This window comes from Kordia sp. (assembly GCF_050633145.1).
Taxonomy (GTDB): domain Bacteria; phylum Bacteroidota; class Bacteroidia; order Flavobacteriales; family Flavobacteriaceae; genus Kordia.
The window spans coordinates 11,816-27,057 of sequence record NZ_JBOEFY010000058.1 but is presented as its reverse complement, the minus strand read 5'-3'; the positions used below and the strand labels follow the sequence as shown (position 1 = coordinate 27,057).

Below are 15,242 nucleotides of genomic sequence, written 5' to 3'. Positions count from 1 at the left end.
TGTAATTCTCTTTTACTGATTTTGATGAGTACAAAAGTTTTAATAATTGGTGCCTGCGGGCAAATAGGTACAGAGCTAACAACTGCTTTGCGAAATACGTATGGTTTTTCGAATGTGGTTGCTTCTGATATTCGAAAAAGCGATAGCGATGTTTTTAATCAAGGTGTTTTTGAACTTCTCGATGCACGTGATAAAGATGCAGTTAAAGCTTGTGTAGAAAAACACGAAATTACAGATGTGTACTTAATGGCTGCATTGCTTTCTGCAACTGCAGAGAAAAGGCCTGATTTTGCATGGGATTTGAATATGAATTCATTGTTTCATGTACTTAATTTAGCAAAAGAGAAGGTAATACAAAAAGTGTTTTGGCCAAGTTCTATTGCTGTTTTTGGTGAGAATTCTCCAAAGAAAAACACACCTCAACACACCATTATGGAACCTGCTACTGTTTACGGAATTAGTAAGTTATCTGGTGAACGTTGGTGTGAATATTACCATAAAAATTACGGTGTAGATGTTCGAAGTATTCGTTATCCTGGTATTATTAGCTGGAAAGCAAATCCTGGTGGCGGAACTACCGATTATGCTGTAGAAATTTTTCATGAAGCTGTTCAAAAGGGTTCATATACCTGTTTTTTACGTGAAGATACTTCGCTTCCTATGATGTTTATGGACGATGCTGTACGTGCCACTATTGATATTATGAATGCTGATTCGGCAACAGTGAAAGTCCGTTCTTCTTATAATATTGCTGCTATCAGTTTTACACCTTCAGTGTTGGTAAATGCTATTCAAGAGCTTATTCCTGAATTTACTGTTCGATATGAACCAGATTCTAGACAGAAAATTGCAGATACTTGGCCCGAAAGTATTGATGATTCTGCGGCAACCAACGATTGGAATTGGTCTCATAAGTTTGATATGAAAACCATTGTTTCTGAAATGGTTTCTAATTTGCAACGTGTGTTGGTCTGATATAATTCTGAATGTTGAATTTTTCTTAAATCGTCAGATTGAGTGATTTTTGACAAAGGAAAAAATTGTATCGAAATCTACTTTGCTATTGAATTATTTTAAAATGGTTAAAACTTCTATATTTAAAATTTAGCATCTCGACTGCGCTCGATGTGACACATTTTACATTTATAATTAAGCTGCTTGTTTTTTATTTCTTTTCAGTCGAATGAACACTATAGTTCCTGTTAGTAGTATTGCTCCCAAAATATAATACAAATACGTGTTGTTTGTGACATCTATTGGGCTTACATCACCAGTTAAGGTTAATGCACTCCAATAATATGGTGATGCTTCACTCGTATTATTGTTCTTTTTTATATACGTAAGTTTCGCTTTTTGCAGCGCTAATGATTTGGTATCGCCAGCTATAATGTTTTTGTAAAATTCCTGAATGATTTCACTACTTGCCTTTTCATTGATATCCCATAAGGAAGCAATGACACTTTTAGCACCTGCATTGAAAAATCCTCTTGCCAAACTCATAACACCTTCTCCTTTTTTGAGCTCGCCATCGGAGGTTTTACAAGCACTCAACACAACCAACTCTGATTGATTTTTGGAAAAGTACAATTCGTCCAAAGTCATTTTTTCGTCATAAAATGCCATCCAAGGAATTGCGTTTTCAATTCCGCCATGCGTAGATAAGTGTACAATTTTATAATTGCCATATGCTTCTGTAAATCGTTCTTTTGTGGCTTTTTCATATTGAAAATGATTGGCTCCAAAAATACTTGTCAATTTTTCTAATTCGGCAGAACTTGTTGCCAACGTAGTATGCTGTTCATCTTTGAATTTTGTAGGTGCAATGGCAATAAATGTGTTTGATATTGCTGTATTGTGTTGTTTTGATTGTGCCGCAGATGATAATGAATAGTTGTACTGAATTTGCGCATTTTGAATTAGATATTCATTTGCAGGTGTAAACAAAGCTTCAAAAGGAATGTATTGTAGCATTCCATCGGCAATAATTGTAATTCGTTTTTGCAAAAGCGCCTCTTTTTTAGAAAATGGAATGAGTTGTTGATACAGTTTTTTAGCAACTATTTGATAAGTGTTTTTATCTTCTTTGTTTACAAATGGTTTCGAGACAGCATCTTTATAGATAGCGACTGTTTTTGCTAGTTCTTCTGTTGCAGGCAATTCTTGTAATTGAATCGTTTCTGAAGAAATTAAAGTTACAAAGCCTTTTTCTTTTCCAACAATATATTGCAATATCAATTCGTCTTTTTGCAGACTTTTTTGAACCTCTTGTAGGGAAACAACCTTTTTATTTTTTTTGTATTTATAATATTTTGGATAGTTCATTTCTAAAGAATCTATAAACGCATCTTGTTCTTTTTTATAATTGAATCTACTGTTTTTTAAGGATTCTATTTCTTGTATTTCTGTATTTGACAAAGCTAGTATTTCAGCTTCAAGCCTTTTGATTTCTTTAGTGAGGTTTTGCTCGCGTTTTAGTAGATTTTCTGGAAGTTTAGACAAGCGTTTTGCAGTGGCATTGGTCATATTTTCTAGCAACAGCATGGCTTTATTTTTTTCCATAAAGAAAAATGCTTTTTCTGGTTGCTGCAAACGATAACAAACCTCAACTGCTTTTGGATAGAATGTGGCGCCTTTTTTTCGCCAAAATAGTTTCGATAAATCTTCTCTACTTTCTACATAAATGATATCAATTAATTGATCGGCAAGTGTAAAGGTATCTAGTGCAAATTGTAGATGTTCCGATTTCCTTTCTGCATTATAATAGGCAATCCAACCGTTAGCTTTATCAATTAAATAGCCTAGGATATCTAGTTTATTTGGAGATAGCTCAATGTCTTGAAAACTTGGTAGTATTTGATAATCGAGTTCTTTGGAGTGTAATGCTTGTGTGATTGCTTTTTGGTAATGAATTAAAGCTTTTTCGTGATTGTTTTCTATTTGGTATATGTCCGCTAAGTTGTTGGAGATTGAAGCCATAAGATGTTTTTTATCAAAAACATAGTCTGATGCTTTTAGAAAATATATTAGCGCTTCTTCTAAGTTATTCTCATTCTTGGAAAGAACTCCAAGGTTTGTATATATTTCAAAAGCGATTACAAAATTTTCTTCCTCTAGTGATATCTCTAAAGCTTCCGTATAATGATTCCTTGCTTTGGAATAATCGCCTAAAAAATCGTAAAAATAACCCATATTAAGCTTAAAGTACATTTGCTGTTCTGGAGTAAAATCATAACTTTCCTCTAATCCTTTTATCTCATTAACTAATTCTTTTACTTTTTCATTGTATGCGCTATCTTCTATGAATACGTAAGCTGCTAATTTAGCTATATACGAATTGGCTAGTCTTTCATCATCTTTTATTTTTTTTAAAATATAGATTGATTTATCAAAATTATCCATCGCTTTCTGCAAATCACCCAACTCACTATAGATATTTCCTCGGTAACAAAACACTTTCCCAAGTATTCCGTCGTCTAACTTATATAAATCTAAATACTCTTGACTTGTGTTTAATGCCTTATAAAGTTCTTTATCGTTAAACAAAAAATACATTTTATTATAGCGAGTTTTCTTAAACACTTCTTCTTTATAATTTTCTAGTTCATCAGCAATAGCTAATACTTTGTCTGCATAAAATATATAGCGTTTTAAGTCAAGTTTCCAATTTGCGGTAGATAGGTCATAATAAATTTGGGCCAACTCTATTTTATTTACTTTTATATTTGGAATTTTCAATAGACTATCTACTAACTTTTCTTTTTCATTAACGGTTAGCTCTTTGGCTTCAATTTGTTGATTATAATACGTTGATAGTTCTAAATCTTGTGCTTGAAGTGAATATAATGATAAAAGCAAAAAAAGTGTTAGGAGAAACTTATGAATTCTTGTGTGTAAAGTAATCATAAAATATAGGATATTAGTTTAGTTTACTATAATTATAAGTCTATAAAATATTTAATCTATTATGCACGTTGTTAATATACAAAACTTTACAACATGAAAAATCAACAAAACATTTCGCAATTAAAAAAATATAAAATACCTTATCTCTTAACCAGAGAAATCAATGGTGGAGAAAAAAGAGCAACTGCTAGAACGAAGGACGATCTTGAATAAGTTTTAATAGGTAAAAGAGGAGTTGTTACACTCCTCTTTTAATAGTCTAAATGCAAGATTACCTAAACCTAATTTAAACTATATATTATTCAGGAATATGCTTAGAATATTGTATTTCAGATAAACTAGGGTCATATTCACAGTTTTCTATCACTGTAGTTTTCAATGAAATCCCTGTCATTCCTGTCACATATAATGTTCCACTATATCCTGAAGTCAATGCAGAAGAGTATGAAGTCCCGTTTACATAAAATATTTCATTGTTATAAGTGAAAGGCAAATTTTCTCCAGGAGCTGCAATATCTACAGAGTATGTCCCTCTATTAGAAAAACTAGCTAGACCTGAATTACTATTTGGGGATCCATATATATCTATGAGCGAACCATTTCCTCCAGTATTTTGTATATTATGTGCTCTTAATGCTGCAATTGCAAATATATTTTCAGCTTCATAAGATGATGGATAATGCGGCGTAATATCATTATTTAACCCTTTGTTTCCTGCTGAAGTTACCACTAAGATCTCTGGTGCTTCATCTATAAATTTTTCTAATAATTCACGTTCATAATTATTCCAACCAAAACTCATATTAATAATATTTACATCAGGTTTGTTCGCTGCATACTGAAATCCACACAAGGCATCAAAATAACGAATATTTCCTGCTTGATCTGCTACTTTCACAGGTAGTATTTGATAATCTACATTTGCTGCTTCAAGTTGAGAAGCGATTAAACTCGATACAATTGTTCCGTGTCTTCCTCTGTGATTGTCATACGGATTGTTATTCTCGTCTACAAAATTCCACCCAAACAAATCATTATAACCATTGTTAGAGCAAGCGTCTTGCCCGCTATTGTATAAAAATGGTGTTGTAAAACCCTCATAATCATACATAATTCCTGAATCTAAAACTGCTACCGTCACTCCTTGATTAACGTTTACTGTTTTCAATAATCCATCATTAGTGTTTCCTAAACCTCCCACACCTATAAATAAATCTTCATGAATTTTTATATTTGGGTTGTATTCAACACCTTCAATTCCGCCATCTCCCCTTGCAACGTGTTTTTTTTCTTCTAAGCCTCCTCCGCTAGAAGTTTCTTCTTTACTAAAAATCCAAAGTTCAAGGTCAGGATCTGCGCATTCACATTTTTTAAATTCTAGAACATTATATTCTGCTCTCTTTAATATTTTTTCTGCTTCCGTTGTCCCATCTGGATATAGAATAACTAACTCATTACTTTGACTATTAGAAGTATTTGTGTAACCTCCTTTTTGTATGATTTCTGTTTCTTTTGCTGTTTCTGTTTCTTCAAGATTCAGGGATTCTTTTTGACAGCCAACTGTAGCTATTAACAGTAAGGCAAAACAATATACTATTACTTTTTTCATATTCTTTTTAGTTTAAATTAATATTAGATATATGCTAATAATGGTTGGTTTAGGTATGATAAAAATTCCAGCCAATCGAAATTGACTGGAATTCTCTTGCATTATTACAATTATTCTATAATTACTTTCTTGGTGATTGTTTCTGTATCAGTTGTAATCACAAAGAAGTACATTCCTGGTGTTAATACTGATTTACCATTCCAAGATATGGTAGTTACATTATTCTCTATACGATTGTTATTGAATGCCTTTAACAAGATACCATCAAAACGATATACTTTTATAGTAAAGTTTGTTTTGTCTTCTCCTGAAATTAAGATATTCATATTACCATCGTTCGGGTTCGGTGATATTTTCGCAGAAGTTTTTACAGTTCCTGTAGTTGGTTCTTGTGGTCTTGTATAACAATCTACACATTCTGAAGCTGACCATTCAATTCCATCTTCACACTTCGTTCCAACTCTCCAACTAAAGCATCCAGATCTGTCGATATAAGGTAATGCAAAAGATGTTCCTTGAACTTCCCAACGCATTGCTGTAGGTCTAGTTCCTTCACAACTGCGGCAATTTGGATCATCCCAAGTTACTTCAACAACATACGTTAATGATGGATCTCCTGTCCAACTCATTGAAGCTCTTCTACAATCAAATTGTAAGTTAGTAGGTGCTACGCAGTCAGTTTCACATTCATAGAAGAAACAGTCTTGGTATACACATTCTTTTCCGTACTCCGTACTAGTTGCTGTAAAGCAAACTGGTCCTGCCATTGGTAATGGGAACGAGCGCATTGCTCCTAATCCACCGTCTGACCAAGTCAATGAATCATACATACTTACATCAATTGGATTCTCCATTGCGTCAACTAGCTCAATAAATACAATTCCGAGTTCACAAGGATCACAATCTTCACCTTCTTTACGAACTTCTTTGTATGCTCTAAGTCTATCTAACTCTTCTTGCATTTGTGCTGAACTTTGACTTTGCGCCTTCGTTTTTGGTCCATCTTCTAAGGCTTCTATTCTTTCTTTAATAGCAGCCATATACGCATCTAATTGATCGTCTGTAGGACATTCTAACACTTTAACATAAATGTCTTTATCACAACAGTCTTCGTAATATGTAATTACATACTCACATCCATTTGGATAGGTAATTGTTGCTTGCCAGTTTTCTAATGGTGAAGCATAAATCCAGTCAGCTAGGATATTTTCATCTACTGCAGTATCTAAATTATCCCATGAAATAACAACACCTCCAGCAGTAGTTATTGGTGTACCATCACTACTTAATACATGAATTGGCCATTGATCTGCAGTACACACTACTTCTGGACAATTTGGATGTTGCCAGTATGGAGAAATATATGGTTCATCATCACAACAAGTAGAAATTACAATATTATCAATACTCATTTCAGATTGACTTCCTCCTGTAGAACCATCTGCCATGAATGGGAATATCCATAAATGACCATAGTCAGCATCTGGTGTGAATTGAATGGTTACATTTTGCCAATTGTTCAAATAGTCGCCCATTGTATTTTGGAAAATAATTTGACCATTTGGTGTTGCTGTAACACCTCCTGGGCTGTTAGTTGCTACAAGGTTAACAGTAGCATTATTAGCCACATTAGGATCACCTGTATCTTTATCGTCTGTAAGGAGTGTGAAACAGATATCATAAGTAACACCTTCTTCAAAATCAAAGCTTGTTTCAATAGCTTCACCACCGCCACTATATGACCACATCCAAGCAAAACGATCTACTCCATGTAATGAAGGAGAACCTCCTACTGCATTCCATCCAACTACGCAATTATCTCCAAAGGCTGTACTTCCTGTACAAGACGCATCATCGAAGTTTCCATTAGTTAGCAAATTGTTTTCTTCGTCACAGCAATTTTCATGCGTACAAGGAATTACATTAATCGTAACTGTTTCTTGAAATGGATCTTCACAAGAATCTACTCCTGCAATATCTACTGTAAATGAAGTAATTCCACTTCCTGGTTGTACACAAAATACACCATCAGAAGGATTGGTAACTGCAGCAGTTGTTGTATACGTTGCAGAAGCTACATCACCAATTGCAGCAACCGTTACACATTGAAAAAGACATTCTTCAATTGTGTACGATCCTGGAGAAGTTACTGGCGCTCCATTAATTGTGTATGAAACCTCAGCAGTACAGCCACCGTCACAATCATCTAAACAAGTTGCATTTGACACTACATTTCTAATCACGTTTCCAGGTTGTGTTCCAAATCCATTACTCATTGGAAATGTTCCGTGTCCGTAACTATCAAAATAACTCATGATAGTTGGTGTTACATTTAAAATTGCTGGTGGTGAATAACAAGAAGATGGACCATTTGGTGTTCCATTTGGCAAAACACTTCCATAGTCATCAATTTGTGTATTGTTTCCATTCCATACACAATCATGCGTATGTCTAGAACCCAAATTATGTCCTATTTCATGCGTTACTACTTTTACCTGACGAGAATAAGTTGGGTAATTTACAAAAGATGGAAATAAATGTGAGTGTCCATAAGATGCATTTGGATTACACAATCCATTAACGAATGCTATTCCAGAAGCTGAACTACTTCTAAAAGTTAACAAATGTGCTAAATCTCCATTAAAAGTAGGTCTTGTTGATCTGAATGTAAATAATCTTGTTTGTGCTGATGTACTTGTATACGGATCTAGAGTATCCCATACAAAGATTTCAGAAATTTGAACATTGATGCTTTCATTTTGATAAATTGTAGCTGTTTGGTTAAACAATCCGATTACAAAGTTTTCAACATCTGTAACACTATTTCCAAAATGCTGATAAATATCTAAATCTACTTCAAAGTATATATCAATACACTTATCCATAGAGTCAGCTGGATTTGATGTTTGTAATTGACTGCTCGTATACGGCAATATGTCACCAGCACTCGCCTCAACTTCATCACAAGCAAACGCTTCACTTTCAACATTATTAGCGTTAAAAATAATATGCGTATTCTTATTTTTTAGTTTCCCGATGTTATATTCACCTCTTCCTTCTATGGAAACAGTTCCCATTATTTGAGAATTAAAAAGACTGATAGCAACCAAACTATTGGCTTCACTTCCTCTTACAATTCCTCTGTAATGTTTAGCAGTACTATTTGTAGTATTTGCTTTTCCTGACGCTGTACTGACTACATAGTCATAAAAAGCATCTGAAACTTCAACTAAGTCAACCGTAACAGAAAAACCAGGTTGTAATGGTAATGTCATAGAAATTGCGCTTGCTTCTTGGTTTGCGAAAGATTTTTGAAAGAAGTCATTGTTGTAAGTAAACAAAGAAACCTCTGTAGCATCTTTCAAACCTTGTAATCGCCCATCATTTTGCTGTAATTGAATCAAGCTACTTACATCGGTAAATGTAGTCCCTTTAGCTTTTGTATTTACTACTTCCGTAGCAACAGGCTTCAATGTTTGGGCAACCATAGATGCCATTCCCAAAACGAGACATAGCATCAAAACATAAATTTTTTTCATAATTAAAAATGTTGGTTATTGGTTATTTCCTACTCTATTTAAGTTGAAGGCTTTTCGGATTCCGCCTATGAAATGAATCGATTCATGAAATAGTTACACGTAAGAAATTTTGTTACCCAATTTATTTGCTTATTTTTAGTACAGCTTTTATAGTTATCCCTTTTTTATGTCAAATGATACTTATTTTATTGAAGGACTTTGTGCAGGAGAAAAAACTGTAATGAAAGAAATTTACGACCAGTTTTTTACAAAAGTCAAAGTATTTGTGCTCCAAAATAAAGGTTCTGTTACCGATGCAGAAGATGTTTTTCACAATGCATTGATTCAACTATATATTCGACTAAAAAACAGACAATTAGTCATAAAATCTTCTTTTGAAGCATATCTTTTTACAACCTGTAAAAATCTTTGGCGGCGAGAATTAAATAAAAAACGGGTAACAAAATCCAAGGTTATTGAACTTGAGGATAAAGAAACAGAAAATGCTTTTGCATTACTTGAGCAAGAACAGTGGGAATTGTACATAGAGAAGTTTCAATTACTCTCTGAAAATTGCAGAAAAGTATTAACACTTTTGTTTAATGGTACTTCGTATGATGAAATTGTAAAAACCTTTTCATATTCATCAAAAGTAGTTGCCAGACAACGTGTTTTTAAATGTAAAACTAAACTAACCAAGCTAATACAGGAAGACGCTAAGTTTTCCAAAATAAAGAAATTATGAGTTTTGATGATAGCCTATATGAACAAATTGCTTCATATGTAAACAATCAGATGAATGAAGCTGAAAAAACTGCATTTGAAGCTTTACTTAAAAATGATGACGAACTTGCATCTTTTGTAGAAACATGCACATCGCTAGAAAGTGTATACAATGAAGATACATGGACAGTAAAGAGTAATGCTTCTATTGAAGAAGTAAAAGCTTTAGCTAAGCAATTTAGAGCAGATGATGTTATAGCATTATCTAAAAATATACGCGACATTCAACGACAAGGAAATCAATCACAAACTACAAAAAGTAAAAAATCATATTTCTACATTATTTCTTCTGCAGTAGCAGTAGCAGCGGTATTGACATTGTTTTATTTCTCATTCATGCAATCATTAACTGGCAATGACTTTTTTGAACAATACCACAACTGGGATAACTTACCATCTTTCGTAGAAAAAAACGATTTAGAAGATAAAGTTGCTAAAGCACAAGAGCTTTTTAAACATGAAAAATATCAAGAAGCATTAACAATTTTCAAACAATACAAACAAGAAAGTAATACATATAACCAAAATGTACAACTGTATATTGGAGTATGCTATTTAGAACTTGAAAATTATCACGAAGCCATTCAAACATTTGACCAATTACGCACGAGTAATACACTCGACAATCACAAAGCATATTGGTATACTGCGCTTACTCATTTAAAGCAAAATAATGTTGAAACTGCCAAAAAAGTGCTCAACACTTTGGTTCAAGATTCTAGCAACTATAATTATGAAAAAGCTAAAGAATTGCTAAAAAAATTAAAATAACGCACAATTATCCCTCTTTTTTATAAATTTCGGTAACATATTTCCCTTTTTGGAGGTTATTCCTATTGCTAATTCTTGTAATAGATTAAAAAAAGCCTTTAATTTGAGGTAGACCAAAACTTGAATCATTTGAAAAATTATGAATAAAGAGCTATTAGAAAAAAAGTTAAAAGAAATTGACCAAATTATTAAATCAAAATACAAAGAAGAAACTCAAATTGGAGTGTTAGCAGGACTTGCTGGAATCTCTTTATTTGAGTTTTATTATTCAAAATATCTTGATATTGATGATCACGCCGATATCGGTGTAGAAATGTTAACCGATTGTATAGATAAGATCAACGAAGGGTACAGCTACCCTACATTTTGTACAGGTATTGCTGGTGCAGGATGGGTTTTAGATCACTTGGAGCAAGAAGAGTTTATGGATGCTGATAATGATGAATTATTACCTGAATTAGATCAATATATTCATACCTTCATGGTGACAGATATGAAAAATGGAAACTATGACTTTCTTCATGGAGCCATTGGATATGCATTTTACTTCTTAAATCGTTACAGAAATACCAAATCGGACGAGTTAAAACAAAAATATGTAGGCATTTTAAATGAGTTTTTAGACTTATTAGAAGAATTGTCTGAAGATGCTGGAGACGGTAAAATACGATGGGAATCTGAATTGAGTATTGAAACTAAAGAAAGAGGTTATAACTTAAGTCTTTCTCACGGAATGTCTAGTATTGTTGGTATCTTAACCAAACTACACGAAAACGATGCTTTCAAAGCAAAATCAGAGCCAATGCTTAAAGGTGCTATTCATTACATCTTAAGTTTTAAAACTACGCAAGAAGATCCATTTTCTATTTTCCCAAGTTGGGTAACAGACAAAAAAGAAGATGAAGAAGGACAAAGTCGTTTGGCTTGGTGCTACGGAGATTTAGGTGTTGCCATGCGTTTTTGGTTTGCTTCCAAAACGTTAAACGATGAAGGATTAGGAAAAACAGCTGTAGAAGTATTAAAACATTCAGCAAAAAGAACGAAAGTTGAAGACAGTTTGGTACGTGATGCAGGTGTTTGTCACGGATCGTACGGAAATGCGCAAATGTTCTACAGAATGTATAAAGAAACGGGCGACCAAGAATTTAAAGATGCTTTTGAATTTTGGATTCAAGACGGAATTGACAGAGGTACTTTTGAAGACGGTTATGCCGGATATAAACAATGGAAAGGTGTTGACAAAAGTTGGGCACCAGAAACATCACTTCTAGAAGGAATTGCAGGAATTGGATTAAGCATTCTTGATTACTTGGCAGATTACGATACAAATTGGGATGAATGTTTAATGATAAGTTAATAACAGATGAGTAAAAATCCATACAAGAATTTTTCAAAATATATATTACGAACACCGCTTTTCTCATTCACTTCCTATCAAGAATTGACATCCAAAAAAGAAATCTCTGATGAAGATTTTAAAGTTGTTTGTGAAAACCCTGTTGTGAGAGAAGCACTATTTTTAGCGTCACCTTCATTATTTGAAGAGATGAATCGTTGGCTTGCTGGCGAAATGGACGATGCTAAAAAAGAAGAAAAACTTCGCTATTCTATCTTAAAATATATCTCTAGAATGTCTTCTAGATGTACGCCATTTGGACTCTTTGCAGGATGTTCGGTAGGTGAATTTGGAGAAGAAACTGAGATTCAACTGAAAGGTTCCGATCAAAATAAGCGTCATACGCGACTAGATATGAACTATTTGGTAGCGCTTTCGCAAGATTTGGTAACCAATAAAAGAATTAGAGAACAACTACTCTTCTTTCCAAACTCTAGTATTTACAAAGCTGGACCGCAATTGCGTTACATAGAATACAAATACTTTAATAGTAGAAGGCATCACCATATTGTAGCGGTTGATGATACCGAATATTTAGCAGTCGTTTTAGAAAAAGCTTCACATGGCGCATCTTTATCAGATTTGGCTAGCTTATTAGTCGATGATGAAATTACGATTGAAGAAGCTACAGAGTTTATAGAAGAGTTGGTATCAAGTCAGTTACTTATTAGTGAGCTTGAACCATCTGTTTCTGGTCCTGAATTCTTAGATCAAATCTGTTCTGTACTAGAACGTTTGCAAGGTGTTGAAGGCATCTTGGCAGCCTTAAAAGAAGCAGACAAAAAAATCAACAAGATTGATCAATCTATTGGAAACAATCCAAAAGTATACTTAGAACTCAGTGAATTTTTACAACAATTGGACACAGACTTTGAACTAAAGTTCATGTTCCAAACCGATATGGTATTGCAAAATGCCAAAAACACATTGAGTACTTCTGTAGTAGAAGACATCCAAAAAGGATTTGCATTGTTAAACAGAATGACATTTCCACAAAATACAACAACGCTTACCAAGTTTAGAGATGCATTTCACGAGCGTTTCGAAGAACGTGAAGTACCACTTTCTACAGCCTTAGACGTTGAAATTGGAATTGGATATAAGCAAGATCAAGGTGCTGGAGATGTAAATCCGTTGGTAGACAATATTGTGATTCCAGGTAGACAAGCAAAAAATCCAATGATGGAAGTGCGCTGGTCTTCAATTAATAGTTTCTTTCAAGACAAACTCATCGAAGCATTTAAAAATGATGATTATGTCATTAAGATTGAAGAAAAAGACTTTAAAGATTACGATCTAAATTGGAACGACCTTCCAGACACGCTATCGTGTATGATTGAAATCTTAGAAGATGAAAGTGGCGAACACAAAATCAAATTCAGCGGTGGTGGCGGATCGAGTGCTGCAAACTTACTAGGACGTTTTTGTCATGGTGATGAAGCATTATTCGCGTACACGCAAGAAATGGTAGATATGGAAGCTGAGATGAACAAAGAAAAAATCTTAGCTGAAATTGTGCATCTTCCTGAATCGAGAGTAGGAAACATTTTAATGCGTCCAGATTTACGTAAATACGAAATTCCATACTTGGCAAAATCGATCAAAGAAGAAGAAGATCAATTGCCAATTGATGATTTAATGGTTTCTGTAAAAGGAATGAGCAGAGTATTGTTACGTTCAAAAAAGAATAACAAAGAAGTAGTGCCGCATTTAACCAATGCACACAACTACTCGCATAATTCCTTACCAATCTATCACTTTTTAGCAGACATGCAAACGCAAGGTATTCGTAGTGGAGTTGGTTTCGGATTAGGTCCTTTTGCCAATGACTTTCCGTTTTTACCTCGTGTAGAATTCAACAACTTAATTCTTCATGATGCTACATGGAACTTAAAGAAAAGTCATATTGAACCGTTACTAAAAAGTAAAAATGACAACGATAAATTAACGGAAGCCATACAAACATTGCGCGATAGCTTAAAAATTCCGCAATATGTAATGCTTGCCGATGGTGATAATGAATTGCTTGTAAACTTTGGCAATCTTACATCAGTACGCATGTTACTGAATACAGTAAGTAAACGAGGTTCATTCAAACTTACCGAATTCCTATTCAGCGAAAACGGTGTTGTAAAAGAAGGAAATGAATATTATACAAACCAAGTCGTAATTTCATTTTATAACGAACAAAAATTAACACAAAGCAAGCAGAGCAATGAGTAACGAAATACAAAGAAATTTTATCCTAGGAGACAGTTGGCTGTATTATAAAATATATACAGGACCTAAAACCTGTGATGCTGTGTTAACGGAAATTATAAAGCCTGTTGCAGAGCAATTAATTGAACACGGAATTATTGACAAATGGTTTTTTATTCGATATGCCGATCCAAAACACCATGTACGTGTTCGTTTTCACTATACAAGACCTGAAAATGTTGGGTTTATCATTAATGGATTGTATCCGAAGTTTAAAGAATTTATAGATCAAGATTTAATTTATAAAATTCAAATTGATACGTATCAACGTGAAATAGAGCGTTATGGTGCCAATACAATGGAGTTAGCCGAAGCCATGTTTTACCATGATAGTAAAATGATTGTGGACTTTGTTGACATGATTGAAGGTGATGAAGGTGAAGAATTGCGTTGGTTATTCTCTATCAGAGCGATGGACTCGCATTTAACGAGTTATGGCTACAACGATGATGAAAAGCTAGAAGTAATGGACCGTTTGAAAACTGGATTTGGAAACGAATTTGGAATGGGACGACCATTAAAAAAGCAATTGGACGACAAGTTTAGAGCTGAGCGTAAAAAGATCGAAGAATTTATGGTCTTTACCGCGGAAGAAAATCCAGATTACGAACCTATCTTAGATGTTTTAAAACAAAAAGAAGACGGAATCAAAGATATTGCAGCTGCTATTATAAAACACAAAGAAGACGAAACGCTTATGATGCCAATCAACGACCTAATGGGAAGTTATTTGCACATGTTGATGAATCGCTTGTTCAAGTCTAAAAACCGTATTCACGAAATGGTATGTTACGATTTCCTATATCGTTACTACAAATCAATGATTGCGCGTAAAAAGCACATGAACAAAAATAAAAACAAGCAGAAGTAAGCTTCTTAACTTGTAAAGTATAAAAAAAGTCTAGCTATATGCTAGACTTTTTTTATTACAATTCATTGGTAGTAAAGGAATCTCCTTTTATCCTACTTATTTTTTTTCTCGGTATAAAACCTTTATTATTGT

Annotated in this window: 9 protein-coding genes; 6 read left to right on the top strand and 3 right to left on the bottom strand. The window is 33.8% G+C overall.

Annotated features, from left to right (window positions below; translation table 11 throughout):
- The first annotated feature begins 24 nt into the window (after window positions 1–24).
- Window positions 25–975, top strand: coding sequence for an NAD-dependent epimerase/dehydratase family protein (locus ACRBBL_RS22430; protein WP_431371337.1), 951 nt, complete (start codon window positions 25–27; stop codon window positions 973–975).
- 174 nt (window positions 976–1,149) lie between these two features.
- Here the strand turns inward: ACRBBL_RS22430 and ACRBBL_RS22425 are convergent, their stop codons facing one another.
- The 3 genes from ACRBBL_RS22425 to ACRBBL_RS22415 form a co-directional block, all read right to left on the bottom strand.
- A complete protein-coding gene (locus tag ACRBBL_RS22425; protein ID WP_431371336.1) occupies window positions 1,150–3,903 on the bottom strand; it encodes a CHAT domain-containing protein in 2,754 nt (917 codons plus the stop codon).
- Between the two features lie 298 nt (window positions 3,904–4,201).
- On the bottom strand, window positions 4,202–5,512 hold the full coding sequence (locus ACRBBL_RS22420; RefSeq protein ID WP_431371335.1) for a S8 family serine peptidase: 1,311 nt from the start codon (window positions 5,510–5,512) through the stop codon (window positions 4,202–4,204).
- A gap of 110 nt (window positions 5,513–5,622) precedes the next feature.
- Window positions 5,623–9,051 carry a zinc-dependent metalloprotease gene (locus ACRBBL_RS22415; protein ID WP_431371334.1) on the bottom strand — a complete coding sequence of 1,143 codons (3,429 nt, stop codon included), beginning with the start codon at window positions 9,049–9,051 and terminating at the stop codon, window positions 5,623–5,625.
- Between the two features lie 166 nt (window positions 9,052–9,217).
- On the opposite strand from ACRBBL_RS22415, the gene ACRBBL_RS22410 reads away from it, so the two are divergent.
- From ACRBBL_RS22410 to ACRBBL_RS22390, 5 genes are all read left to right on the top strand, one after another.
- Window positions 9,218–9,775 (top strand): RNA polymerase sigma factor, encoded by a 558-nt coding sequence (locus ACRBBL_RS22410; protein WP_431371333.1) that lies wholly within the window; start codon window positions 9,218–9,220, stop codon window positions 9,773–9,775.
- On the top strand, window positions 9,772–10,584 hold the full coding sequence (locus tag ACRBBL_RS22405) for a tetratricopeptide repeat protein (protein ID WP_431371332.1): 813 nt from the start codon (window positions 9,772–9,774) through the stop codon (window positions 10,582–10,584). The genes ACRBBL_RS22410 and ACRBBL_RS22405 overlap by 4 nt, the downstream gene beginning before the upstream one ends.
- A 139-nt stretch (window positions 10,585–10,723) precedes the next feature.
- Window positions 10,724–11,941, top strand: a complete 1,218-nt coding sequence (locus ACRBBL_RS22400) for a lanthionine synthetase C family protein (protein ID WP_431371331.1) — start codon at window positions 10,724–10,726, stop codon at window positions 11,939–11,941.
- A 6-nt stretch (window positions 11,942–11,947) separates the two neighbouring features.
- Entirely contained in the window at window positions 11,948–14,203 is a 2,256-nt protein-coding gene (locus tag ACRBBL_RS22395; protein WP_431371330.1) for a lantibiotic dehydratase family protein, read from the top strand.
- On the top strand, window positions 14,196–15,110 hold the full coding sequence (locus tag ACRBBL_RS22390) for a thiopeptide-type bacteriocin biosynthesis protein (RefSeq protein WP_431371329.1): 915 nt from the start codon (window positions 14,196–14,198) through the stop codon (window positions 15,108–15,110). The genes ACRBBL_RS22395 and ACRBBL_RS22390 overlap by 8 nt, the downstream gene beginning before the upstream one ends.
- The last annotated feature ends 132 nt before the right edge of the window (window positions 15,111–15,242 follow it).